Annotated in this window: 23 protein-coding genes and 1 riboswitch; of the genes, 12 read left to right on the top strand and 11 right to left on the bottom strand. The window is 72.6% G+C overall.

Annotation, left to right across the window (positions count from 1 at the left end):
* Positions 1–61: 61 nt before the first annotated feature.
* On the bottom strand, positions 62–802 hold the full coding sequence (locus LUM46_RS01425; protein ID WP_274991797.1) for a TetR/AcrR family transcriptional regulator: 741 nt from the start codon (positions 800–802) through the stop codon (positions 62–64).
* A gap of 184 nt (positions 803–986) precedes the next feature.
* On the opposite strand from LUM46_RS01425, the gene LUM46_RS01430 reads away from it, so the two are divergent.
* Genes LUM46_RS01430 through LUM46_RS01440 form a run of 3 tightly spaced genes read left to right on the top strand, consistent with a single transcriptional unit; the run spans position 987 to position 4,676 of the window.
* A complete protein-coding gene (locus LUM46_RS01430) occupies positions 987–2,309 on the top strand; it encodes an acetyl-CoA C-acetyltransferase (RefSeq protein WP_274991798.1) in 1,323 nt (440 codons plus the stop codon).
* A 55-nt stretch (positions 2,310–2,364) separates the two neighbouring features.
* A complete protein-coding gene (locus LUM46_RS01435) occupies positions 2,365–3,732 on the top strand; it encodes a 3-oxoacyl-ACP reductase (RefSeq protein WP_274991799.1) in 1,368 nt (455 codons plus the stop codon).
* On the top strand, positions 3,729–4,676 hold the full coding sequence (locus tag LUM46_RS01440) for a MaoC/PaaZ C-terminal domain-containing protein (RefSeq protein WP_274991800.1): 948 nt from the start codon (positions 3,729–3,731) through the stop codon (positions 4,674–4,676). Before LUM46_RS01435 ends, LUM46_RS01440 begins: the two co-directional genes overlap by 4 nt.
* Before the next feature lie 37 nt (positions 4,677–4,713).
* Here LUM46_RS01440 and LUM46_RS01445 read toward each other — a convergent pair whose 3' ends face one another.
* Positions 4,714–5,577 carry an alpha/beta hydrolase family protein gene (locus LUM46_RS01445; RefSeq protein WP_274991802.1) on the bottom strand — a complete coding sequence of 288 codons (864 nt, stop codon included), beginning with the start codon at positions 5,575–5,577 and terminating at the stop codon, positions 4,714–4,716.
* A 125-nt stretch (positions 5,578–5,702) separates the two neighbouring features.
* On the opposite strand from LUM46_RS01445, the gene LUM46_RS01450 reads away from it, so the two are divergent.
* Positions 5,703–6,134 carry a cupin domain-containing protein gene (locus tag LUM46_RS01450; RefSeq protein ID WP_274991803.1) on the top strand — a complete coding sequence of 144 codons (432 nt, stop codon included), beginning with the start codon at positions 5,703–5,705 and terminating at the stop codon, positions 6,132–6,134.
* A 65-nt stretch (positions 6,135–6,199) separates the two neighbouring features.
* Complete coding sequence (locus tag LUM46_RS01455; protein WP_274991804.1) at positions 6,200–7,096, top strand: LLM class flavin-dependent oxidoreductase; 897 nt, start codon at positions 6,200–6,202, stop codon at positions 7,094–7,096.
* Between the two features lie 103 nt (positions 7,097–7,199).
* On the opposite strand, the gene LUM46_RS01460 is transcribed toward LUM46_RS01455, so the two are convergent.
* Positions 7,200–7,976, bottom strand: coding sequence for a mechanosensitive ion channel family protein (locus LUM46_RS01460; RefSeq protein WP_274991805.1), 777 nt, complete (start codon positions 7,974–7,976; stop codon positions 7,200–7,202).
* A gap of 327 nt (positions 7,977–8,303) precedes the next feature.
* On the opposite strand from LUM46_RS01460, the gene LUM46_RS01465 reads away from it, so the two are divergent.
* Complete coding sequence (locus LUM46_RS01465; protein ID WP_274991806.1) at positions 8,304–9,794, top strand: amidase; 1,491 nt, start codon at positions 8,304–8,306, stop codon at positions 9,792–9,794.
* A 15-nt stretch (positions 9,795–9,809) separates the two neighbouring features.
* Here the strand turns inward: LUM46_RS01465 and LUM46_RS01470 are convergent, their stop codons facing one another.
* A complete protein-coding gene (locus LUM46_RS01470; protein ID WP_274991807.1) occupies positions 9,810–11,228 on the bottom strand; it encodes an aminotransferase class V-fold PLP-dependent enzyme in 1,419 nt (472 codons plus the stop codon).
* A gap of 30 nt (positions 11,229–11,258) precedes the next feature.
* Positions 11,259–11,372: riboswitch (SAM riboswitch) on the bottom strand.
* A gap of 132 nt (positions 11,373–11,504) precedes the next feature.
* Between LUM46_RS01470 and LUM46_RS01475 the strand changes: the two genes are divergently transcribed.
* Both LUM46_RS01475 and LUM46_RS01480 read left to right on the top strand, forming a co-directional pair.
* The gene (locus LUM46_RS01475; protein WP_274991808.1) at positions 11,505–11,951 is read left to right on the top strand and encodes a GbsR/MarR family transcriptional regulator; all 447 of its coding nucleotides are present in this window, start codon (positions 11,505–11,507) and stop codon (positions 11,949–11,951) included.
* Positions 11,948–13,162 carry a glycosyltransferase gene (locus LUM46_RS01480; RefSeq protein ID WP_274991809.1) on the top strand — a complete coding sequence of 405 codons (1,215 nt, stop codon included), beginning with the start codon at positions 11,948–11,950 and terminating at the stop codon, positions 13,160–13,162. The genes LUM46_RS01475 and LUM46_RS01480 overlap by 4 nt, the downstream gene beginning before the upstream one ends.
* Before the next feature lie 6 nt (positions 13,163–13,168).
* Here LUM46_RS01480 and LUM46_RS01485 read toward each other — a convergent pair whose 3' ends face one another.
* Positions 13,169–13,951 carry a phosphotransferase enzyme family protein gene (locus tag LUM46_RS01485; protein ID WP_274991810.1) on the bottom strand — a complete coding sequence of 261 codons (783 nt, stop codon included), beginning with the start codon at positions 13,949–13,951 and terminating at the stop codon, positions 13,169–13,171.
* 257 nt (positions 13,952–14,208) lie between these two features.
* Here LUM46_RS01485 and LUM46_RS01490 point away from each other — a divergent pair, with 257 nt between their 5' ends.
* Entirely contained in the window at positions 14,209–14,658 is a 450-nt protein-coding gene (locus LUM46_RS01490) for a rhodanese-like domain-containing protein (protein ID WP_274991812.1), read from the top strand.
* Positions 14,655–15,920 carry an O-succinylhomoserine sulfhydrylase gene (locus LUM46_RS01495; RefSeq protein WP_274991813.1) on the top strand — a complete coding sequence of 422 codons (1,266 nt, stop codon included), beginning with the start codon at positions 14,655–14,657 and terminating at the stop codon, positions 15,918–15,920. The genes LUM46_RS01490 and LUM46_RS01495 overlap by 4 nt, the downstream gene beginning before the upstream one ends.
* Here LUM46_RS01495 and LUM46_RS01500 read toward each other — a convergent pair whose 3' ends face one another.
* The gene (locus LUM46_RS01500) at positions 15,921–18,404 is read right to left on the bottom strand and encodes a glycoside hydrolase family 3 N-terminal domain-containing protein (protein ID WP_274991814.1); all 2,484 of its coding nucleotides are present in this window, start codon (positions 18,402–18,404) and stop codon (positions 15,921–15,923) included.
* Positions 18,405–18,528: 124 nt separating this feature from the next.
* On the opposite strand from LUM46_RS01500, the gene LUM46_RS01505 reads away from it, so the two are divergent.
* On the top strand, positions 18,529–19,329 hold the full coding sequence (locus LUM46_RS01505) for an MBL fold metallo-hydrolase (RefSeq protein WP_274992062.1): 801 nt from the start codon (positions 18,529–18,531) through the stop codon (positions 19,327–19,329).
* A 27-nt stretch (positions 19,330–19,356) separates the two neighbouring features.
* On the opposite strand, the gene LUM46_RS01510 is transcribed toward LUM46_RS01505, so the two are convergent.
* From LUM46_RS01510 to purS, 3 genes are read right to left on the bottom strand one after another with little or no spacing between them, the layout of a single operon-like run.
* Positions 19,357–20,505 (bottom strand): GNAT family N-acetyltransferase, encoded by a 1,149-nt coding sequence (locus LUM46_RS01510; protein WP_274991815.1) that lies wholly within the window; start codon positions 20,503–20,505, stop codon positions 19,357–19,359.
* Positions 20,506–20,532: 27 nt separating this feature from the next.
* Positions 20,533–21,282, bottom strand: a complete 750-nt coding sequence (purQ, locus tag LUM46_RS01515) for a phosphoribosylformylglycinamidine synthase subunit PurQ (protein ID WP_274991816.1) — start codon at positions 21,280–21,282, stop codon at positions 20,533–20,535.
* Complete coding sequence (gene purS, locus LUM46_RS01520; RefSeq protein ID WP_274991817.1) at positions 21,282–21,578, bottom strand: phosphoribosylformylglycinamidine synthase subunit PurS; 297 nt, start codon at positions 21,576–21,578, stop codon at positions 21,282–21,284. The genes purQ and purS overlap by 1 nt, the downstream gene beginning before the upstream one ends.
* A gap of 210 nt (positions 21,579–21,788) precedes the next feature.
* Here purS and LUM46_RS01525 point away from each other — a divergent pair, with 210 nt between their 5' ends.
* On the top strand, positions 21,789–22,526 hold the full coding sequence (locus tag LUM46_RS01525; protein WP_274991818.1) for a hypothetical protein: 738 nt from the start codon (positions 21,789–21,791) through the stop codon (positions 22,524–22,526).
* Between the two features lie 37 nt (positions 22,527–22,563).
* Here LUM46_RS01525 and LUM46_RS01530 read toward each other — a convergent pair whose 3' ends face one another.
* Together LUM46_RS01530 and LUM46_RS01535 are read right to left on the bottom strand one after the other, a co-directional pair.
* Complete coding sequence (locus LUM46_RS01530) at positions 22,564–23,322, bottom strand: alpha/beta hydrolase family protein (RefSeq protein WP_374726953.1); 759 nt, start codon at positions 23,320–23,322, stop codon at positions 22,564–22,566.
* A 305-nt stretch (positions 23,323–23,627) separates the two neighbouring features.
* Positions 23,628–23,861, bottom strand: a 234-nt coding sequence (locus LUM46_RS01535) for a carbohydrate-binding protein (protein ID WP_274991820.1), incomplete at its 5' end; no start/stop codon positions are given.

Below are 23,861 nucleotides of genomic sequence, written 5' to 3' on the forward strand. Positions count from 1 at the left end.
CTCGGTGTGCGGCCGGTGGGCCAGGTACTGGGTTCGGGAGGGTGGGTCTATGAGTGGTCGGTCAGGCGGTGACGGTCGCGGAACCGGGGCGGTTGTGGTGCAGCACGCCCACCGGACCGGTCCAGAGCCAGAGCGTCACGCGCTCGGTCAGCTCTTCCCGGGTCAGCGGGCTGGCCTCGATGTTGCGGTGGCCGAGCCACCACTCGCCGGAGCCCCGCACGAAGCCGACGGCGCCGGCGGCCCAGGCGGCCGCATCGGCCTCGGGGACGTCGGTGGCCCGCGCGAACGGTTCCGCGACGAGCTCGATCACGGAGTCGAGGTAGGCCCCGAGCGGGTGCAGGTCGACGGGTGTGGTCGGGACGGTGGCGTCGGCCGTGTCCTCGGCAGCAGCGGCCCGGCGGCCACGACGGCCGCTCTCGACCGGTGCCGGCTCGTTTCCGCCGATGGCGGTACGCGTGACGAACCAGTACACGTTGGGCGAGCTCTCGATCATCTCGAGGTAGACCCGCACCATCTCGCGCAGCGCCATCTCGGGGTTGTCCGCACGCTGTGCGGCGGCACGCAGTGCGTCGTGCATCTGCATCACCACGGTCTCCGCGACGGCGAGGCGCAGACCGGCCTTGTCGTCGAAGTACCGGTAGACGATGGACTTGGACGTGCCCGCTGCAGCGGCGATCTCGTCCATCGAGACCGCAGGTCCGAGGCGGTGCACCGCCTTGCGCGCGGCACGGACGAGCTCTGCCCGACGTGCCGTGCGGTGGTCGTCCCAGCGGGTCGAACGACCGTCGACTCCGATGCTCATCGGTCCGCCTCCCCACCGTCACTCGCTAGAGGTCTTGTGATTCGTCTCACGAGACTGAGAGTATCAGGTACTGTGAGTCCTGGGCACCACCCCGGGGCGAACCGGGTCGCGGCCCGTCCCGGCCTCGACGAGGCTCGTTCTACGAAGCCACTTGCCCGACGACGAAGTGAGAAGGAACAGCGACGTGTCCACTACCCCCTCCCCCGTCCCGTCCACGCGTGAAGCCGTGATCATCGGCGGCAACCGCATCCCGTTCTCCCGCGCCGGCAAGAAGTACGTCCGGACCAGCAACCAGGACATGTTCACCGCAGCGCTGGAGGGCCTCGTCGCCCGGTTCGGTCTGCAGGGCGAGCGCCTGGGTGAGGTCGCCGGCGGCGCCGTGCTCAAGCACAGCAAGAACTTCAACCTGATCCGCGAGTCGGTGCTGGGCTCCTCGCTGGCGCCCACGACGCCCGCCTACGACGTACAGCAGGCGTGCGCCACCGGCCTCGAGGCCGCCATCGCCGTCACCAACAAGATCAAGCTGGGCCAGATCGAGTCCGCGATCGCCGGCGGCACCGACACCGTGTCGGACGCGCCGATCGTCGTCAGCGACCGCCTGCGCGCGGCGCTCCTGGACGCGAACCACGCCAAGACCACCGGCGCGAAGATCAAGGCGCTGCTCCAGGTCCGTCCCAAGGACCTGGCGCCGGCCACGCCGGGCACCGGCGAGCCCCGCACCCACCTGTCGATGGGCGAGCACCAGGCCGTCACCACAGCCAAGTGGGGCATCTCGCGCGAGGCCCAGGACGAGATCGCGTACAACTCGCACCAGAACCTCGCCCGCGCCTGGGAGTCGGGCTTCTTCGACGACCTGGTCACCCCGTTCAAGGGCCTGACCCGCGACGACAACATGCGCCCCGACACGTCGCTCGAGAAGCTTGCCAAGCTCAAGCCGGTCTTCGGCACGAAGCTGGGAGAGACGGCCACGATGACGGCGGGCAACTCCACGCCGCTGACGGACGGTGCGTCCGCCGTCCTGTTCTCCTCGCGCGAGTGGGCCGAGGAGCGTGACCTGCCGATCCTGGCGAAGTTCGTCGACGCCGAGACGGCGGCCGTCGACTTCGTGCACGGCCACGAAGGTCTCCTCATGGCGCCGGCCGCCGCGGTGCCGCGCCTGCTGGCCCGCAACGGCCTGACCCTCGAGGACATCGACTTCTTCGAGATCCACGAGGCGTTCGCCTCCACCGTGCTGACCACGCTCGCCGCGTGGGAGGACGAGGAGTACTGCCGCACCGAGCTCGGTCTCGACGGTGCGTTCGGCAAGATCGACCGCAGCAAGCTCAACGTGAACGGCTCCTCGCTCGCGGCGGGCCACCCGTTCGCGGCGACCGGCGGACGCATCATCGCCACCGCCGCGAAGCTGGTGGCCGCGAAGGCGGCCGAGACCGGCCGCCCGGCACGGGCGCTGATCTCGGTCTGCGCCGCCGGTGGCCTGGGCGCCGTCGCCGTCGTCGAGTCCGTCTGATCCCCGCGACCTGACCCCTGCGACCGAGCCTCTCCCCCAGACCGGAAGGAAATTCGTGGCTGACCAGTCCGCCCCGTCCGACAAGTACACGGTGGCCGTGAACCGCGGCTTCACCAAGACCATCGCGAAGAAGCTGGGCCTCCCCCGTCCCGCGATCCTGCGCCGCTACGCCCCCGACGCCCCGCTGACCGTCGGCCCGGTGCTCGTCGTGTCCGACGACGCCTCGGCCGGCGACGCGGACGCGCTCGCCAAGGCCCTGCTCGCCTGGGACGTCGACGTGCGCCGTTCCGCCGAGGGTGCCGGCGACGTCCGCTGGGGCGGCGTCGTGCTGGTCGGCACGTCCGCCGAGTCCCCCGAGGCCGTCTCGGAGGCCGTGCTCACCCTGGGCAGCACGCTCCGCAGGCTCGCGGGCAACGGCCGTGTCGTCGTCGTGTCCCGCGCACCGGGGGCCGGCGACTCGCCGGCCGTCGCCGCGACCCGGGCCGGTTTCGAGGGCTTCACGCGCTCGGTCGGCAAGGAGCTGCGGGCCGGCGCCACGGCGAACGGCGTGCAGCTGACCGGCGGCGCCGCCGTCGACTCGACGTCCGCGCTCGGCACGCTCCGCTTCTTCCTGTCCGCCAAGTCGGCGTACGTCGACGGCCAGGTGCTGCCGGTCGGCCCGTCGGACACGCTGGAGGACGTCGACTGGAAGCAGCCGCTCGCCGGCAAGGTCGCCGTCGTCACCGGTGCCGCGCGCGGCATCGGCGCCGCGATCGCGCGCACCCTGGCCCGGGACGGCGCCAAGGTCGTCGTCGTGGACGTACCCGCGGCCGGTGAGTCGCTGGCCGCCGTCGCGAACGAGATCAAGGGCACCGCGGTGCAGCTCGACGTGACCGCCGCCGACGCGGGCACCAAGATCCTGGAGGCGACCCGGCATCTCGGCGGGATCGACATCCTGGTGCACAACGCCGGCATCCTGCGCGACAAGCTGCTCGCGAACATGAAGCCGGCCCAGTGGGACGCCGTCATCGCGGTGAACCTCGCCTCGCAGCTGCGGATCAACGAGCAGCTCCTGACCGCCGGGGTGGAAGGGCTGCACATCGTGTCGCTCGCCTCGACGTCGGGTATCGCGGGCAACAAGGGTCAGACCAACTACGCGTACTCGAAGTCCGGCGTGATCGGCCACACGGCCGCCACCGCGCCGCTCGTGGCGCAGCTGGGCGGCACGGCGAACGCCGTCGCACCGGGCTTCATCGAGACGGAGATGACCAGGTCGATCCCGTTCGCCACGCGCGAGGTGGGCCGGCGCATCATTCCGTCGCTCCAGCAGGGCGGTCTGCCGATCGACGTCGCCGAGGCCATCGCCTTCCTGTCGTCCCCCGTTGCTCACGGTGTGAACGGCCAGGTGCTGCGCGTCTGCGGCCAGTCCATGCTGGGCAAATGACCGCACCAAAGACAGAGCTGACCGTGCCGGGCGCACCGGCGTCGTTCGACGTGACAGAGCTGGCCCAGCTGCCGAAGCTGGGCGGGCTGTTCGCCATGGGCCTCGCCGGCTCCGCCGGCAAACGCCCGAAGGGTGCGGTCCGGCTGCCCGAGGTGGCCTACCAGGTGGCGGACGTCGACACCACCGGCGAGGCCGAGCACCTGGCGGCCTACCAGCGCCTGCTGGGCGAGCCGTCGTCCGAGGTGCTGCCCGCCGGGTTCCTCCACGTGCTGGCCTTCCCGCTCGCCACCGCCGTCATGGTGCGGGGCGACTTCCCGCTCCCGCTGCTCGGCATGGTGCACCTGAAGAACACGGCGCGGGTGCTCCGGCCGGTACGGCTGGGCGAGGCCTTGACGGTGCGGGCCTGGGCGCAGGGCGCCCGGGCCCACCGCCGTGGCGTCCAGGTGGACCTGATCGCCGAGGTGCTGGTCGGGCGCGAGCTCGCCTACCAGGGCGTGTCGACCTACCTCGCCAAGGGCTTCACGGCGCCCGACGGCGCTGCGCCCGACGGCGACGCCCCGCGTGAGGAGTGGACGGCGCCCCTGCCGACCGCGCGCTGGAAGCTCGGCAGCGGCACAGGCAGGGCGTACGGCGCGGTGTCGGGCGACCAGAACCCGATCCACACGTCGAGCCTGGGCGCCAAGGCGTTCGGGTTCCCGCGGGCGATCGCCCACGGGATGTACACCGCGGCGCGGGCGCTGGCCGAGGTCGGCCCGGTGCGACGGGGCGACACGTACGAGTGGACCGTCGAGTTCTTCAAGCCGGTGCTGCTGCCGGGCACGGTCGACGTGGCGATCCGGTACGCGGCGGAGGCGGTCTCGACCGGCACACAGGGCTTCGTCTACGAAGGCTGGCGGTCCGGCAAGGACTCCCGCCACTTCCGAGGCACGGTCACCCCCCTCTGACCCGGTCCTCCTGCCGAGGTAGAACCTCGCCACGGTTCTATCTCGGCGGGGCGGCGGTGGCCAGGCGGGGGAGGAGCATCTCGTCCCAGAGGACGGCGCGCTTCGGGCGGAAGAAGCCCGAGTGCCCGATCCGGCTCAGGCCGTGGTCGGCGGCGCGCATCTCGACCAGCTCGACCTCCGCGTGGGGAAACTCCCGGAGCCAGTACCGGATCGACTCGGGGGAGATGAGCTCGTCGTCGCTGGTCCAGAGGGCCGTGACCGGCGTCTGGATCTTCGCGAAGCGGTCCCGCAGCTCGGGGTGCTCGCTGAACAGGTAGTCCGGGTGCAGGCACCAGCGGCCCCACTGCCGCATGACGCCGCCGGGCACGTCGTCCAGGATCCGGAGCGTGCGACCCGGGTAGTAGCCCACCGCAGCGGTCGCCACGGGTGCGATCACCCGCCACAGGAGCGGTGACCACCGTCTGATCCTCGGCGCCGCCTTGCCCCGCCAGCCGGTCCCCGAGGTCACCATGACGCAGCGGTCCACTCCGACGTCGGCCAGGAAGCCCAGGCTCTGGCCGCCGAACGAGTGCCCCACCCAGGAGAGCGGGACGCCGACGGCGTCGGCTCGCGCGCGAGCGTGTCCTGCCGCCACCTCAGCGTCGTGGTACCAGTCGAGGGCGGTCGCCGACGAGTCCCGCATCGGACCGTAGAGCTCGGGCTCCGAACCGCGGTACGAGAAGGTGAGGACCGCGAGACCTCGCTCCGCGAGCCAGGCCGCGAGGTGCCGGTAGAACCGCATGGGCATGGCCATCGCGGGCGCGATCGCCACGACGCCCACCGGTTCGCCGTCCGGCAGGAACCAGCGGCCGACGACCGACTCGCCGTCAGCGGCGGGAAAGCTCACGTCCTCGGTGCTCACGTGCCGGAGGCTATCAATCTCGTGTCCTCCGTCCCGGCGCCTCGGGCCCTCCCGCGGCATCACCCTCTCCTGCGACCATGGGTTCCTGGCCGCACGTTCGTACCGAGACGAGACGAGGCACAGCGATGACCTTCGACCCCACCACCGTCCAGAGGTTCGGCGTCCAGGACGTGACCGACTGGTTCCAGGTCGGCGACCACCAGGCCTACGTCGGCTACATCGCCGACGAGGACGAGGGATCCAAGCTCGGGCTGGCCTACATCCGCTTCCGCATGGGCGTGGAGTTCGACTTCCTGTGGGCCTACGACGAGGTCTGCCTCGTGACCGAGGGAAGCCTGACCGTGCGCGTCGGGGAGGAGACGGTGGCCGCGGGAGTCGGGCAGTTCCTCCACCTGCCCGCCGGGGTCCGCGGAGCCTTCGAGGTCCACGAGGACGTGGTGGCGTTCTGCGTGCACTATCCGACCGACGCGCAGGCCGGCCGCGTGTGGACCGGCCCGGAGCGGCTGCCCGCGGAGTCGCAGATCCACCCGGTGTCGATCGACGAGGTCTGGGGCTGACCGCCTCCGGCACGCGGCGCGTCAGGCCTGGATCTGACGGCCCGCTCCGTGACAGCGTGGGGCCCATGACCACACTGGCGTGCATCATCCGCCCATCGACCCCGCCGTCCCGCATCATCCCGCTCGCCCGTGCCGTCGAGGCGGCGGGCATCGAGGAGATCTGGCTCTGGGAGGACTGCTTCCAGACCGGCGGCATCTCCGCGGCCGGCGCGATCCTGTCCGCCACCGACCACGTGCGCGTCGGCATCGGCGTCATGCCGACGCCCCTGCGGAACGTCGCACTCACCGCGATGGAGGTCGCGACGGTCGACGGGATGTTCCCGGGCCGACTCATCCCTGGGATCGGGCACGGTGTGCAGTCCTGGATGGCGCAGGTCGGCGGCAAGGCCGGCTCGCCCCTGACGCTCATGCGCGAGTACGCGACGGCGCTGCGCGCGCTGCTCGCCGGTGAGCGGGTCACGACGTCGGGTCGGTACGTGTCCCTGGACGACGTCGCGCTGGACTGGCCCCCCGCCCGGCCCGTGCCGGTGCCGGTCGCCGCGACCGGGCCGAGGTCGCTGCGGCTCGCCGGCGAGGTGGGGGACGGCGTCGTCCTCGAGGGCTCCGTCGGCCTGGCCGGGCTGCCGGCCGTGCTGGAGCGGATCGCCGAGGGCAGGGCGGCTGCGGGCCACGACCCGTCGGCACCGTTCCCGGTGATCCAGAACGTGTCCGCCGCGACCGGTCCCGACGCGGCCGCACGGCTGCGCGCCGAGCTCACGGCGTGGGGCCAGGACGTCGCCGACGACGCAGGCCTGGCCACGTACGCCGTGTGGGGCGACGCGCAGGCGATCGCCGACGGCGTGCGGCGGTACGGCGACGCCGGCGCCCACACCGTGGCGCTCCAGCCGACGGAGGACGAGCCCGACCTGGAGCGGTTCATCGAGGTGACGGGGGCGGCCCAGGAGCTGCTGCGCCAGGGCTGACCACCCACCTCAGCCGCCGGTCCTGCCTCAGCACGGCGCCGGGGCCGCACCGTCTCGTGACGGTGCGGCCCCGGTGTCGTGGTCTTGCCGGCCGGTCGGTCGATCAGATGTCGCGCGGCGGCGGCGGTGCGAACGAACCAGACGTACCGGGTGCTGCGCCAGGTGCGGTGCCCGGGGTGGTGCCGGTCTGGGCGGCGGGCGTGGCAGCGGCACCGCTGGCCGACGAAAGGTTGTCGAGAACATTCTCGACGCGCGACCGCATCGGGCCGATCATCGCGCCACCGACGCCGACGATCAGAATGCCCGCGATGGTGGCCAGGAATGCCACGAGTACAGGCATTGTCACGGTGGTGCCGATGCCGATCTGGTTCACGGCGGCGATAACACCGAGCGCGATGATGAAGTATGAGACCGTCTTCGCGACGAGCGGGCCGTAGGAAACGCCACCCATCGAGTTGAGAACAAGGTCCTTCACGGCATTCGCGATGGCACCGGCGATCACGACGATGACGATTGCGACAACCAGGCGCGGGAGCCAGGCGACGATGTCGTTCACGATCGCGCTCACCGGGTTGGTGGGCCCGAAGGCGCTCAGGGCGAGCTGCAGCGCGATCAGCAGGATGAAGTAGTAGATGATCTTCGTGAGCAGCGTGATCGGCTCGATGCCCGAGCCGGCGAGGAGCCTGTTGGCCCCGGCCTTCTCCAGCACCTTGTTGAAGCCGATGCGGGTCAGGACCATCCCTACGAACCGGGCGATCGCCTTGGCGATGAAGTACCCGATGAGGAAAACGATCAGGAACACGAGCAGCTTCGGTATGAAGCTCGCGACCGCACCGAGAGCGTTCGTGAGCGGCTGCAGCCAGTCGACCGCGCCCGGCACGACGAGACCTGCATTCAGGAATGGCATAGTTCTCTCCCCCTTCGAGACCTTTTGGTCACCTCCGGCACACCACGGTGGCGCGCCATAAAGGTGCCGGCACCCCACGAACATATGCCGGAGAAGCGCATTCTGCGCGCCGGAAATGACTGCGTCAGTGCATCAATTCATCACGAAGCGCGACATGTGCGCAGGTCAGGCCGCTGAGTGCCCGCTGCCGGGTCCATGAATCTGGTTGCTTCTGCTGTAGAGCGGGTGAGACATACAAGACAATTCTCTGTACCCCATTCCGGCGACCCGCCACCGCGGGTGAGCACATAACCTGGCCGGATGGATGCCCTGCATGAGCGGACCGCCGTCGAGCTCCGCGACCTCCTCGCCGCCGGAGAGCTCACGCCCGCCGAGGTCACCGACCATTTCCTCGACCGGGTGGAGCGGCTGAACCCCAGCCTCGGGGCCTTTGCCACGATCACCCCGGGGCTCGCCCGGGACCGGGCCGCGGCGCTCCAGCGGGACGGCGCCAGCGCTTCCGGCAGCCTGTGGGGCCTGCCCACCGGGGACAAGGACTTGTGGAACCGTGCGGGGGTACCGACCGGGTTCGGGTCACGCGCGTTCGCGGACCTGCCGCCGGCGCAGGAGAGCGACGCGATCGTCCAGATCCTCGACGCCGCGGGCATCGTCAGCCTCGGCAAGACCGCCGCGCCCGAGCTGGGCTTTCCTGCCTACACCGAACCCATCGGCGCCCCGCCCGCCCGCACGCCCTGGGACCTGACCCGCGGCGCGGGCGGCTCGAGCGGTGGGGCGGCCGCGGCGGTGGCGGCGGGCATGCTGCCGTTCGCTCCCGGGTCCGACGGCGGGGGCTCGATCCGCATCCCGGCAGCGGCCTGCGGTGTCGTCGGGCTCAAGCCGACGCGCGGGCTGCTCCCCGCGGGCAGCGGCGTCGACTCGTTGGGCGGGCTGGTCGTGAACGGGCCGATCGCGCGCACGGTCGCCGACACCGCGCTGCTGCTGGAGGCGATGCTCCCGAGGCGAGCCGGGGGCGACGTCGCGCACCCGTTCTCCCTGCGCGCGCCGTCGTACGAGGCGGGGGCCTACCTGGCGGCGGCCCAGCACGCCACGCTGCCCGCCCGGCGCCCCGGCGAGGCAGGGCCGGCCGGCGGCGTCGCGCGGATCGCCGTGACCACCTCGTCGGCATGGGACTCGTACTACGCCATCACCGTGTCCCCCGAGGCCAGAGCTGCGCTGGACACGGGCGTGCGGGCCCTGGCCGGGCTCGGGCACGAGATCGACGAGACGGTCCTGGCCGAGGCGCCCGAGTATGCACCGGCGTTCCGCACCCTGTGGATGGGCGGCGCCTCGGCGGTACCCATCGACGACGTGGAGACGCTCGGCAAGCTGGAGCCGTTGACGCAGTGGCTGATCCGGTCGGGCCGGGAGGTGCCGGCGCGGCAGCTCGCCGAGGCCGTCCGCACGCTCAGCGGCTACGAGCGCTCGCTCGTCGCGCAGGTCAGCGCGTACGACGCCGTGGTGACGCCCGCGCTGGCGCTCACGCCCCGGCCCATCGGGTGGTACGACGCCCAGAACCCCGAGCGGAACTTCGAGCAGCAGTGCCAGTACACGCCGTTCACGTCGATGCTCAACGTCGCGGGGCTACCCGCGATCACCGTGCCGACGCACTGGACCGAACCGACGGCGGAAGCGCCCGCCGGGCTGCCGATGGGCGTGCAGATCATCGGCCGCCCGGGCGGCGAGCTCACGCTGCTGGCGCTGGCGGCACAGCTGGAGGCAACGCTGCCGCGGCCGCACGCGTTCCCGCTCTGACAGAGCGGCGGAGGGTCAGTCCTCGTCCGGGAGGCAGCCGAACGTCTCGTCGAAGCCCACGGCGGCGGTCGCCAGGAGACCCGCGAGACCGGAACCCTCCGGGACGGGACGCGGGTCGTCGGTCACCACCCACAGCCCGTCGACGACGTCGTACCCGGCCTGCGGCCCCTCCGTCACGAGCCGGCCGACGGCGGCGACGAGCCGCTCCACCTCTTCGCCGGCGGTGCCGACGCCGACCGAGGCGCGCACGGCACCGGCGTCGAACCCGAGGCGGCCGAGCAGCGGGTGCGCGCAGAAGCGGCCGTCCCGCACGCCGATCCCGTGCTCCGCGGACAGGTACGCGGCGACGAGGCCCGGGTCGTAGCCGGCCACCGTGAAGGTCACGACGCCGACGGGGTCGACGGCGTCCGCCCACACCCGCACCACCTCGACGCGGTCGATCGCCTCGAGCCCCGACACGAGCCGACGGCGGAGCGTGTTCTCGTGCGCCGCGACGTCGGCGGGGGCGAGCGCGGCGAGCTCCTCGCAGGCCGCCGCGAGCGCCACGGCACCGATGACGTTGGGCGATCCGGCCTCGTGCCGGGCGGGACCCTCGTGCCACTCGGTGCCCTCGACGCGCACGCGCCGCACGGCGCCACCGCCCGCGAGGTACGGCGTGCCCGCGTCGAGCCAGTCGCGGCGGCCCACCAGGACGCCCGCGCCGAACGGGGCGTAGGTCTTGTGGCCGGAGAAGGCGAGGTAGTCGACGCCGGTGGTCTCCAGGGAGATGCGGCGGTGCGGCACGAGCTGGGCGCCGTCGAGCACCACCCGGGCGCCGAGCTCGTGGGCGATCGCGACGATCTGGTCGACGGGGAGCGACTCCCCGGTCACGTTGGAGGCGCCGGTGAGGGCGAGGAGCGCGTACGGGCGGTCGGCGGCGCCGTCGGCCAGCTCCTCGCGGATCTGCGCGAGCGTCTCGGCCACGGTGGAGCCGCCGCTCAGCACCGTCGCGTCGGTGCCGCGCTGCCAGGGCAGCAGGTTGGCGTGGTGCTCGACGTCGAGGACGAGCACGCGGCCGGGCCGGCCGTCGGGCTGCGCGGGGACGCAGCCGGCGAGCAGGTTCAGGGAGTCGGTGGTGTTGCGGGTGATGATCGTGAGGTCGTCGTCGCGGGCACCGACGAACGCGCCGATGGTGCGCCGTGCCGTCTCGTAGAGCGCGGTGCTCACCTGGGAGAGGTATCCGGCACCGCGGTGCACGCTGGCGTACAGGGGCAGCACCTGGGTGACCCGGTCGGCGACGGCCTGCAGCGCCGGCGCCGACGCGGCGACGTCAAGGTTGGCGTACGGCACGCGGGTACCGTCCACGAGCGGGACGAGCGTCTCGCCGCCGACCACGGGGCGCAGCGGGGCGACGTCGGCCACTGCGGCGTCCCGGGTGAGGGTGGTTGCTGACATGACGTCCTCCAGCACAGTCCTGGGGGAGATCCCCCGCGCTTGCCACGCGCGGCTGCGCGCGGCCAGGTCGTCACCCGGGGCACCCCACCGCGGTAGGAGGGTTGCCGACCAGCGAGCCGGGGCTTGATGCTGGCACTCATGACCTGACGTCATCCTGTGCTGCGCCAAAACCCCTGTCAACGCGCGTCTCAGATGCTGGTCTCATGATCTGAGCACGGTGCCCGGCTTGAGTTCCGTTCGTTCGGAACGTCCCGAACAATGCGATACCGTGATCGCATGAGCGACGTCGAGGACTTCACCGAGGAGGCCGGGCTCTTCTACGAGCGGCTCGGCCTGAGCCGCACGGCGGGCCGCGTCGTCGGGCACCTGCTCGTGGCCGACGACGACGGCGCGGACGCCCCGGGCCTGTGCGCACAGCTCTCCGTCGCCAAGAGCAGCATGAGCGTGGCCCTGCGCCAGCTCGACCAGGCGGGCATGGTCGATCGGTTCCGGCGCCGCGGCGAACGGCGCGACCGGTACCGGCTCACCGAGGACGTGTTCGGCAGGGCCTTCCGGGCCAAGATGGCCGAGCTCGACGCGTTCCAGGAGCTCGCGGCACACGGCCTGGCCGCGGTGGGTGACGACCCGCGCCGTCGCCAGCGGCTCGAGAACATGCGCGACATGTACGCCTTCATGGCCGAGCGGTTCCCCGCTCTCCTGGACGAGTGGGAGGCCACGCGGTGAGAGTCCTCCTGGTCACGACGGGCAGCCGGGGCGACGTCGAACCGTTCGCCGCGCTCGGGTTCGCGCTCGCCCGGGCGGGCCACGAGCCGCTCCTTGCCGCGCCGCGCCGGCTGACCGAGGACGCCGCGGCCCGTGGGCTCCCCGTCGCACCGCTCGACGACGGCATCTTCGCCCTCCAGGAAGAGGTGGCGGGCACGGGGACCCGCGCGTCGCTCACGGCAGCCCGGTCGGCGCTGCCGCTGCTGCGCCGCTGGCTCGACGACCTGGCCACCCTGCGCGACTGCGGCGCGGACGTCGTGGTCTACGCCCCCAAGTCGCTCGGCGCACCCCATCTCGCGGACCGGCTCGGGGTGCCGTCGATCGCCGCGCTACCCGTCCCGCTGTTCACGCCGACGGCGCGGTTCCCCTCCCCGCTCAGCCCGGTACGGCCGCCGCGGTTCCTCAACCGCGCGAGCTGGCGGCTGGCCGGTGTCGTCGAGGCGCCGTACCGGCGCATGGTCCGTACCTGGCGGTCCGAGGTGCTCGGGCTGGCCGGCCCGACGCCGGGACTGACCGAGCGCGTGGCCCACGACGGCGTCCTGCACGCCTGGAGCCCGCACCTGCTGCCCGCACCGGAGGACTGGACCGCGGACCTCGCGCCCACCGGCTTCTGGAGCCTGCCGCCGGACGGCGGCTGGAGCCCGCCCGCCGCGCTGGACCGGTTCCTCGACGCGGGCGAGCCGCCGGTGTACGTCGGGTTCGGCAGCATGCTCGCCAAGGACCCGGGCTCCTTCACGCGCGAGGTGCTCGACGGCCTGCACCGGTCCGGGCGGCGCGCGGTCCTGGCGACGGGCTGGGGCGCGCTCCGGCCGACACGCGTGCCGGACACCGTCCACGTGCTCGACCAGGCGCCGCACGCCCTGCTGCTGCCCCGCACCGCCGTCGCGGTGCACCACGGGGGCGTCGGTACCGTCGCCGCAGCCCTGCGGGCCGGGGTCCCGCAGGTGGTCAAGCCGTTCCTGGGGGACCAGCCGTTCTGGGCACGGCGCGTGCACGAGATCGGCGTCGCGGCCGCGCCGCTGACCGGGAGGCTCACCGGGGACCGGCTGGCTGCGGCGATCGACGACGCGGCCGCCAGGGCCGACACGGCGCGCACGACGGCCGCGCGGGTCGGCGAGGAGGACGGCGCCTCCGCCGCGGTCGTGCGCATCGAACGGGTCGCCGCGGGCTGACGCCGGTCAGCCGTGCTCCTCCGCATCGGCCAGCGCGGCGATCCTGAGCGCGTCGGCGCGGTACATCGCGGCATGCTCCCGCAGCTCGGCGGGGCCGCCGTCGTCGTCCGCCCGGGCCTCGGACCAGTCCGCCAGGTCGCGCAGCTTGTCCACCGTCGCAGCCAGCACCTCCGCGCGTGGGAACGGCATGCCGTACGCCTCGACCAGCGCATCGAGTCGCGCCATCGTGTCCAGGTGCCCGACGTCGTAGCCCGCGCCGGCGAACGCGTCACCCGACAGCGGTGCGATCCGGTAAGCGAGATACGCCAGGTCCAGGATCCGTGGGCCCGGCGAGGCGGTGTCGAGGTCGATCAGGCCGACGAGGCGGCCGTCGCGGAAGACCATGTTGTAGGGCGCGGGGTCGTTGTGGCAGATCACCTCGGCGGGCTCGGTCGCCGGGAGGCGCCACTCGGCGTCGGACAGGGCGAACCCGGCCGTGGCGTCGTGGAAGCGGCGCAGCAGGCGGCCCGCGCCGGACAGGACGTGGTCCGACCAGAGCCACTCCGGGGCCGGCCAGCCGGGCACGTCGCCCGGCAGGAACGAGACGATCTCGCGGCCCCGGTCGTCCAGACCGAGCGGCTCGGGGACCTCGGACACTCCACCGGCCCGGACGTGGGCGAGCAGACGCTGGACCGTGGGCGTCCAGGGGCCTGCCGTGCGGTGCACCGTGTCGCCGACGCGCACGACACCGGTGGTGTTGCCGCCGGTCAGCTCCTGCTCGTCCACCGTGTTGTCCTCCGTGTTGTCCACAGCTTCATCCACAGGCTTGTCCACAGCGCTGTCCACAGCGTCGTCCACAGCTCCACCCACAGCCTCGTTCACCCCGAGACACTAGCCCGACCGGGGAGCGAGACGGCATCCCACCCACCGGACGTCGTGTCGTACGATCACGAGCGACCATCCCGAGCGGCCGAGTGACGTGGCACGACGACGCCGCAGCAACCCAGCGTTCCCGCCCAGGGCGAGGACGGACGAGGGTGCTACCGCCACGACCGATGGAGGAGCACATGAGCGTCCCCGCGCACCTCGAAGCCCGCCCCGCCGACGGCTACGCCGGCGACCTCACGCCCCAGCAGGCGTGGGACCTGCTCGCCGCCGACCCGGCCGCCACCCTCGTGGACGTCCGTACCGAGGGTGAGTGGCGCGCGATCGGCGTCCCCGACACCACGTCCCTCGAGAAGCAGCCGGTGTTCAGCGAGTGGGTGCGGGCCGGCGGCCGCCCCAACACCCAGTTCCTGGAGGAGCTCAGGACGGCAGGAGTGACGGGCGGGCCGGTCGTCTTCCTGTGCCGCTCCGGCCAGCGCTCCATCGGCGCCGCACGGCTCGCCACCGCGGCCGGCATCGCGCCGTCGTACAACGTGCTCGAGGGTTTCGAGGGCGCACCCGGAGCCGACGGCGTCCGGGACCAGCAGGGCTGGAAGGTCGCCGGCCTCCCCTGGACGGAGGGCGCGAAGTGACGGTCACCGGAGCGTTCCCGCCCGACGCGAACCCCGGCGGGTCCGGGCGCAAGCCCCTCCCCCGCGGCGTCCGCCCCGCGACCCTCGCCGTGCGCGGCGGGCACCAGCGCACCGAGTTCCAGGAGACCGGTGAGGCGCTGTTCCTCACGCAGGGCTATGTCTACGACACGGCGGCCGAGGCCGAGGCCGCCTTCGCCGGCGACATCGACCGGTTCGTCTACTCGCGCTACGGCAACCCGACCGTCCACACGTTCGAGGAGCGCCTGCGCCTGCTGGAGGGCGCGGAGGCCTGCTACGCCACCGCGACCGGGATGTCGGCGGTGTTCACGTCGCTGGCCGCGCTCGTGCAGTCCGGCTCCCGGATCGTGGCCGCCCGCGCCCTGTTCGGGTCCAGCGTCGTGATCTTCGAGGACATCTTCAAGAAGTGGGGAGTGCACACCGACTACGTGGACGGCCACGTGCTGTCCCAGTGGGAGGAGGCGCTCTCGACGCCGGCCGACGTGGTGTTCTTCGAGACGCCGTCCAACCCGATGCAGGACATCGTGGACGTGCGCGCCGTCGTCGACCTCGCGCACGCCGCCGGCGCGACGGTGGTGCTCGACAACGTCTTCGCGACCCCCCTGCTGCAGAAGCCGCTGGAGCTGGGGGCCGACGTCGTCGTCTACTCCGCGACCAAGCACATCGACGGTCAGGGCCGGGTGCTGGGCGGCGCCATCCTCGGCTCGTCCGAGTACGTCACCGGGCCGGTGCAGACGTTCATCCGCAACACCGGGCCGACGCTGTCGCCGTTCAACGCGTGGACGCTGCTCAAGGGCCTGGAGACGCTGCCGGTGCGCATCGCGGCGCAGGGCGCGGGCGCGCTCGCCGTCGCGCAGGCCCTGGAGGCGTTCCCCGAGGTGGGCGCGGTGCGCTACCCGTTCCTCGACTCCCACCCGCAGGCCGACCTGGCTCGTGCCCAGATGAGCGGCGGCGGCACCGTCGTCACGTTCGACCTCGCGGTCCCGGAGGGGACCGACCCTGAGACCGCGAAGAAGCGGACCTTCGAGTTCCTCGACGCGCTCCAGGTGATCGACATCTCGAACAACCTCGGGGACGCGAAGTCGCTCATCACGCACCCCGCGACGACCACGCACCGCAAGCTCGGCGCGGCGGGCCGGGCGGCCGTCGGCATCACGGAGACGACGGTGCGCCTGTCGGTGGGCCTGGAGGACACCCAGGACCTGATCGAAGACGTGGAACAGGCCCTCACCTCCGCGAGGTAGTCACCTGGCGGCGGTGAGGATGCGGTGTGCTCGGGCCTCGCGGCCCTCCAGCAGGGCCACGTCGGCCATCGCTATCGCCTTCGACGCCGCCGCGGGGACGCCGTCCACCGGGTCCAGCACCGCGTCCTGCAGCTCCAGCCGGTGCCGGTCCAGGGTCGACGCGCGGCCGCCCGTCGAGAGGCCCCAGCCGAAGGGGAACAGCGGGTCGTAGCCGTCGTCGCCGACGTTCACCACCGGATCGTCGGCGGACCGCGGCCACGAGACCGGCAGCCGGCCCGTGAACCGACGCTCGCCGAACAGCACGTCGGCCACACCGTCGCCCTCGGTGCCGGGCAGCCACGACGCGACGAGCGCGTCGATGGAGCCGAGCTGTTCGGTGAGGACCTGCGGCCGACCCGACACGACCAGGACCACGCAGGTCTCGATCTCCGCACACACCCGTTCCACGAGATCGGCGTCGCCCGGCTGCAGCGCCATCGACTTCTCCTCGCGGGGCACGCCGCCGTCGGCCGGGTCCCAGGCCCACTCCGGCCCGCCGACATCGCCGTAGCCCTCGGCGTACGGCGTCTCGCCCACGACGACGACTCCGACGTCGGCGCCGTCGGTCGGCGCGGAGGCGTCCTCGCTGAAGGTGACGTCGTCCGCCGCGGCCTCGATGCCCTCGAGGATCGTGGTGCCCTCGGTGACGTCGCCCGAGAAGCCCTGCCAGGTTCCGGTCCAGCCCCCGGCCTGGTTGCCCAGGTCGTCGGCGTTGCGGCCCGCCACGTACACGCTCGCACCGGAGTCCAGCGGCAGCGCGTCGTCATCGTTCTTCAGCAGCACCTGGGACATGGCCACGGCCTTCCGGGCGATCGCCCGGTGCTCGTCCGAGCCGATGTCGTCGGCGTGCGACCGGTCGGCGAAGGGCTCCTCGAACAGCCCCAGCTCGAACTTGGCGGCGAGGATCCGGGACACGGCGTCGTTGATGCGCGCCTCGGTCACCTCGCCGTCCTGCACCGCCGCGACGAGCCGCGTGTGGAACCGCTCGAACTGCGACGGCTCCATGAACAGGTCCACGCCGGCGTTCACGCTGGTGACGATCTGGTGGGTGGTGGGCGAGTCGCCGGCGAGCGGCGGGATCTGATGGATGCCCTGCCAGTCGCTGACGACAAAGCCGTCGAACCCGTGGTCCTCCTTGAGCCACCCGTTGATCAGCTCGTCGTGGGCGTGCATCTTCACGGGGTTGCCGAGGCCGTCGTCGGTCCAGTCGACGCTGGAGAAGCTCGGCATGACCGAGCCGACGCCGGCCGCGACCGCCGCCTCGTAGGGCGGCAGGTCCACCGCCTCGACGTGGTCGCGGCTCTGTTCCGTGACGCCCTGGTCGATCGTGTACTCACCCTCGCCCGAGCCGTAGGCGGTGTCGCCGTCGGCCACGAAGTGCTTGGCCGTCGCGAGTACGGACCTGCTGCTGTCCAGGCGCTTGCCCTGGAACCCGAGCACGGCGGCCGTACCGAGCACGCTCGCGAGCGCCGGGTGCTCCCCGAAGGACTCGTAGGTGCGGCCCCAGCGGTCGTCACGCACCACGCAGAGACAGGGCGCGAAGGTCCAGGGGATGCCGGTGGCCCTCGTCTCGGTGGCGACCATGCGTCCGGCCCGGGCGACGAGCAGCGGGTCGCGCGTGGCACCGAGCCCGATGTTGTGGGGCAGGACCGTGGCACCGTGCAGGTTCCCGTGGCCGTGCACGGAGTCGACGCCGTAGAGCAGCGGGATCTGCAGCCGGGTGGCGAGCGCGCGCTCCTGGAAGCCGTCGATCGCGTCGGCCCAGCCCTCGGGCGTGTTGTCGGCAGGCGTGGAGCCACCGCCGCTGAGGATCGAGCCGAGCCCGAGCTCCGTGACCACCGCCGGGTCGCCCGCCACGTTGCCGCGCTCGGCCTGCGTCATCTGCCCGGCCTTCTCCTTGAGGGTCATCCGGCTCAGGAGGTCCGCGACACGCTTCTCGGTAGGCAGGCGCTCGTCCAGGTAGGGCAGTCCGTGAGCCCGCACGACCACCGTGGGCTCGGCCGTGACGTCCGCGCCGTGCGCCTTCAGCGCCAGGGGAACGGTCTCGGCCGTCTCGCCCGCCGCGGACTCCCGGGTACGGACGGTGATGGTGCGCTCGGTGCCCGAGGGTGTGCCCGCCGGGAACCGGAGCGTGCCCGAGCCGGCCTCGTAGTCGGCATCGACCGTGGCCGTTCCGGAACCTGTGCGCCAGTCGACGCTGACCGGCTCGGTGAGGACCGTGCTGTCGGCCGCCCGGACGGTGACGGTGACGGTAGCGGTGTCGCCGTCCTCCACGAGGACGACAGGGCCTCCGCTGACGGCCACCTCGGCGTTCGCGACGGCGGACGTCGCCCGGGGGGCCGGGGTGGGGCCGAGCAGGGGTGTCACGGCGAGTGCTGTTGCGGCGAGGAGTGCGGGAACAGTGCGGGCGCGGGGGTTCCGCGCTGTGCCGTGGATGACGGACATCCTGGGGGTTCCTCTCGACCTTGGGAGGTGATTTACCGATCACACACCGGAGTTCGTCCCGGCACAAGCCCTGTTGACCACCGGATAAGGTGATCCAGTGGACCACGTTGCCCCCTTTGCGAGGATGCTGCGGGCCGACAATCCCGGCCCGATGACGCTCGACGGCACCCGGTCGTACGTGCTGCGTGCGCCCGGCGCACCGGGCTGCGTCGTGGTGGACCCCGGCCCGGCGCTCGAACCGCACCTCGGCGCGCTGGGGGCGGCCGGCCCGGTGGACCTGGTGCTCGTGACCCACCGGCACGCGGACCACACCGGCGGGCTGGCCCCGTTCCGCGAGCTGACGGGCGCTCCGTCGCGCGGCGCGCTGCCGGAGTTCTGCGCGGCCGGTGCCGGCGGCGCGGCCGTCGAGCCGCTGGCGGACGGCGAGATCATCAGCGCGGCGGGCCTGCGCATCGAGGTGCTGGGCACCCCCGGCCACACCGCCGACTCGGTGTGCCTCGTGGTGTCGGTGCCGGACGAACCGGCGTCGGCCAGCGTGGTGCTCACGGGTGACACGGTGCTGGGACGCGGCACCACCGTCCTGGCCGAGCCCGACGGCTCGCTGCGGGACTACCTGGCCTCGCTCGACCGGCTGAGCGCGCTGGACCTGCCGGCACCCGTCCTGGGTCTGCCCGGGCACGGGCCGGTGATCCCGGACCTCGGCGCGGCGGTGCGCGCGTACCGCGCGCACCGCCTGGAGCGGCTGGACCAGGTGCGCTCGGCACTCGCGACCCTGGGCACGCAGCCGCCCGGCGCCGGGGACCCGCTCCCCGAGGAGCTCCTGGACGCGGTGACCAGCGCGGTCTACGCCGACGTCGACCCGTCGGTGCTGCCGGCGGCCCGGTCGTCGGTCCGCGCGCAGCTGGACTACCTCGGGCGCTGCTGACCCCGCCCACGCGTCAAGGCGGAGCGGTCAGAGAGGCTTGCCCAGGAACAGGAGCATCGCGGTGTCCGGGTCGTGCGGCGGGTACGGCAGCACCGGCCGGTAGCCGAGCTGCACGGACAGGCGCAGCGCCTCCGGCTGCCGGACGCCCGTGCCGAGGTAGAGCGCCTGGCCGCCGCGGCGTCGGGCCTCTGCCTCGACCTGCCGGACCAGAGCCGTGGCGACACCCGCACGCCGCGCGGCCGGGTCGACGAAGACGTTCCGCATCTCGAAACCACGGACGTCCCGATCACCGGAGGAGCCACCCGCGGCGGCGAGCCCAGCGATGCCACGCAACGGGTCGGCCGTGAGGTGTTCCGGCCCCACCTGCGCGGCCGCGACCGTGGCGCAGCCGACCGGCTGCCCGTCCAGGGTCGCCACGAACGTCGCCAGGGCAGCCCGACCGCGCTCGGCGTCAGCGACGTCATGGCCCCCGCGGCGCTCGATGTCACGCACCATCTCGGGGTAACGCTCCTGGTGGAAGGCCCACATGGCGCGTCGCAGGGCCGCGGCGGCGGGGTCCGTCCAGGGCACCTCGCGGATCGCCAGGGTCTCGACCGGCTCGACCAGCGGGCGCGGCTCGGCCTGTTCCGACGGTCGAGCCGGTCGAGAGCCGGAGTCCAACCACTTGCCGAAGCACCGTGACCCGGGCTCGTCGGAGAACACCCCGAACGGCGCGACGGGGTCGTAGCCCAGGCGCAGGTACAGCCCCAGCGACTCGGGCTGCATGAGCCCGCTCTCCAGGACCAGGTGCCGCACACCGGCGGCGCGCGCGACGTCCTCGACCGCGGACATCAGGGTGCGGGACAGACCCCGACCCCGGTGGCCCGGCGCCACGTACACGCGCTTGACCTCCGCCGTCCCGTCGGGGTGCCGGCCGCCTTGGTGGTCGTCCCGCCCCGACAGGTCACGCAGGGCGGCGTGCGCCGCCGGCTCGCCGTCCACCCTCAGCAGCAGGGTCGCGAACACGTTGGACGGGTCGACCTGGTCGCGCGGGTCGGGGCCGGCCGCCGGGGGCCTGTCCGGCTCCGCGTACCGTACGTCGATCTCGTGCTGCTGCTCGGCGCGCAGGCGGGCGGCGCCGGCGTGGTCCCAGCCCACCGTCGCGACGGTGATGCCCGCGAGGACCTCAGCCGCCATGCACGCCTGCCCGGACCGGATCGACGGTCACGCGTGGACCAGCGAGGACAGCACGGACGTGAAGAACGTCAGCCCGTCGACGCCGGCGCGCGGTCCTTCCGCGGAGGCCGGGCCGAAGCCGGACTCGACCGCGTGCTCGGGGTGCGGCATGAGCCCGACCACGTTGCCGCGGTCGTTGGTGATGCCGGCGATGTCGCGGCGGGAGCCGTTCGGGTTCCAGCCGTCGTAACGGAACACGACGCGGCCCTCGCCCTCGAGCTCGTCGAGCGTGCGCTCGTCGGCGACGAACTGGCCGTCCTGGTTCTTCAGCGGGATCTTGATCTGCTGCCCGCGGCGGAACTCGTTGGTCCAGGCCGTGCGCGCGTTCTCGACGATCAGCGACTGCTCCCGGCACACGAAGTGCAGGTGGTCGTTCTTGACCATCGAGCCGGGCAGCAGGTGCGCCTCGGTCAGGACCTGGAAGCCGTTGCAGATGCCGAGCACCGGCATGCCGCCCTGGGCGGCGTCGACCACCGCGGCCATCGCGGGGGCGAACCGGCTGATGGCGCCCGCTCGCAGGTAGTCGCCGTAGGAGAAGCCGCCGGGCAGCACCACGGCGTCGACGTCCTGCAGCGACGCGTCGGCGTGCCACAGCGACACGGCCTCGGCACCGGCCAGACGGACGGCGCGCGCCGCGTCACGGTCGTCGAGCGTGCCGGGGAACGTGATGACCCCGATGCGGGCGCCCTCGATCCCGGGCACCGCAGTGGCGGCCGGCGTCGGCTCGATGGCCGACATCAGGCACCCACCGGCGCGCCGCTCGCCTCACCGGCGACGTCGGCGTCCTCGGTGGCCTCGGTGACGGAGACCACGTCCTCGATCACCGGGTTGGACAGCAGGGTGACCGCTGCTTCCTGCGCGGCGGCGAGGATCTCCGGCGTCACCTCACCGTCCACCTCGAGCTCGAACCGCTTGCCCTGACGCACACCGGAGAACTGGGTGAAGCCGAGGCGCGGCAGCGCTCCGACCACAGCCTTACCCTGGGGGTCCAGGATCTCGGGCTTGGGCATGACCTCGACGACAACGCGTCCCACGAAGGCTCCTTGAAGGTGAGGGAATTCCGGGGAGAGTCTACTGGCGCAGCGGGGTGCCCCGCTGTCCGTGGACAGTGACCTGCGCCGCGTCGGGGGTCGTCCGCGCGGCCGCCCGGATGAGAGTGCTCTCATCCGGGTCTCCTCATTACCTCATCCAGCGGCGGAACCGTATGCGGATCCGCACCACGCAGAACTCAAAGGAGACCTTCTGTGCACACTCGAGCCGCCATCACCCTCGGACTGGCGCACCGCCCCGTCGCGGGCCTTTTCGGCATGCTGGTCACGGTGGCCCTGGGGCTGAACCTGATCTTCCTCACGCACTCGTTCCTGGGTGTCCCGGAGTGGCCCGGCTTCGTGTTCGCGCTGGAGCGCGGTGTGCCTGAGGTGGTCGGGTACGTGTTCACGGCCTGGGCGGCCGGGCTCGCGCTCTACCTCGCCGTCGCGCACCGGCAGGCAGTGCTCGCCGGATGGTCCGCCGTCTTCGTGGTGCTCCTCGCGGACGACTACTTCATGCTGCACGAGCGCATGGCCAAGGTGGTCTCCTCGAACATCACCATCCCGTACCCGTACGGGCAGCCGGTGGGTGAGATCGTCTGGCTCGCGGCCATCGGGACCGTGCTGCTCACGGTCATCGCCGTGGGCCACCGGTTCGCCGCGCCGGAGTGGCGCGCCGTGTCCCGGGTGCTCACGGCGCTCCTCGCGCTCCTGGTGCTGTGCGGCGTCGGGATCGACGCCGTGCACGGGTTCACGACGAACCGGGGCGTCTGGCACGTGGTCCTCAGCTCGCTGGAGGACGGCGGCGAGATCCTGATGCTCGCGATCACCGTCACGTTCCTCTTCGGCGTCGCGTTCTGCGAGCACCGGCCGGCGCTGGACACACTGGCGCGGCGACGAGCGGCGGCACTCCTCCCGGCCGCCGCCAGACGTCGACCGGGTCGCTCGGACTAGCTGTCGGCCGGACCAGCTGGCCGACGGCGGCGGGGCGTCAGATCGTCAGGTACTGGTCCGCCCAGGCGCTGATGATCCGGGCCGCACGCCTGGCCTGACCGGATGCGGTGAGCAGGTGGTCAGCGCCCTCGAGGGACACGAACGAGCGCGGGTGCCGTGCCTCCTGAAAGATCTCCCCGGCGTTCGAGATGTCCACCGTGCTGTCCGTCGGAGAGTGCATCACCAGCAGCGGCGAGTCCATCTCGCGAATCTTCGACCGGAGGTCGGCCCGGCGGACGTCCTCCACGAAGTGCCGCTTCAGGGTCAGCGCGCGTCCGCCCACCATCCACCGTGCGTGGCCGTCGGCGAACACCCGGTCCAGCACGGCGTCGTAGTTGTGCTCCGCGTGACGCGGCTCGACCGGGGCCCCGATCGTCGCCACCGCCTGCACGCCCGGGATGTCCCCTCCGGCTGCGATCGCGGCGGCCCCGCCGAACGAGTGCCCCACGAGCAGATGGACCGGCCGGCCCTGGTCGGCCATGAACCGGGCCGCCTGCACGGTGTCCGCGACCTTGTGCGTGAAGGAGCCGTCGCCCCAGTCACCCTCGGAGTCACCGAGACCGAGGTTGTCGAACCGGAGCATCCCGATGCCCTCGCTGGCGAGCTGCTTGCAGATCCGGGCCGCGGCGGGCGAGTCCTTGCCCAGCGTGAACCCGTGGGAGAACACCCCCCAGCCGCGCACCTCGCCGTCGGGCAGATCGATGATGCCCGCGAGGCGAGGCCCCGATGTGCTCTCGAACGTGACGCGCTCAGCCACGACCACTCCCCTGTCGACAGGCGGCGATATTAACGTCACCCGAGTTTCGTGGAGATGACGCCGACACACAGCGAGACGAACCGCGAATGCCGAACCGCAGGTCGCGCGTCCCCGGCGTCGCGCCGAACCGCAGGTCGACCGTCCATCCACTCCGGCGGCGGGCGCCGAACCGCAAGTTGCCCACCCCCACACTCTGTCGTGGCCACCAGGGTCCTTGCACCCGCGCCGCACAACAAAGCGGTCTCGACAGGCTCGACCACCGTTGGTCGAGCCTGCCGAGACCGCTTGTCAGCGGACGTCCCGCGTCAGCAGGCGCCCAGGTCCTGCCACACCCCCCACTCGGACGGCGCGGGCGCCTGGCCTTGCGTCCACCACTTGGCGCGCCACTCGTGGCCGTTGTGCGAGACGGTGTTGCCACCCACGTAGACGGCCGACGCGCTCCAGGCCGCCGCGATGCACTCCTCGACCGGCGGGTCCGTCGGGTCCGTCGGGTCCGTCGGGTCCGTCGGGTCCGTCGGGTCCGTCGGGTCCGTCGGGTC

The sequence above is a fragment of the Promicromonospora iranensis genome (genome assembly GCF_028994805.1).
Taxonomy (GTDB): Bacteria; Actinomycetota; Actinomycetes; order Actinomycetales; family Cellulomonadaceae; genus Promicromonospora; species Promicromonospora iranensis.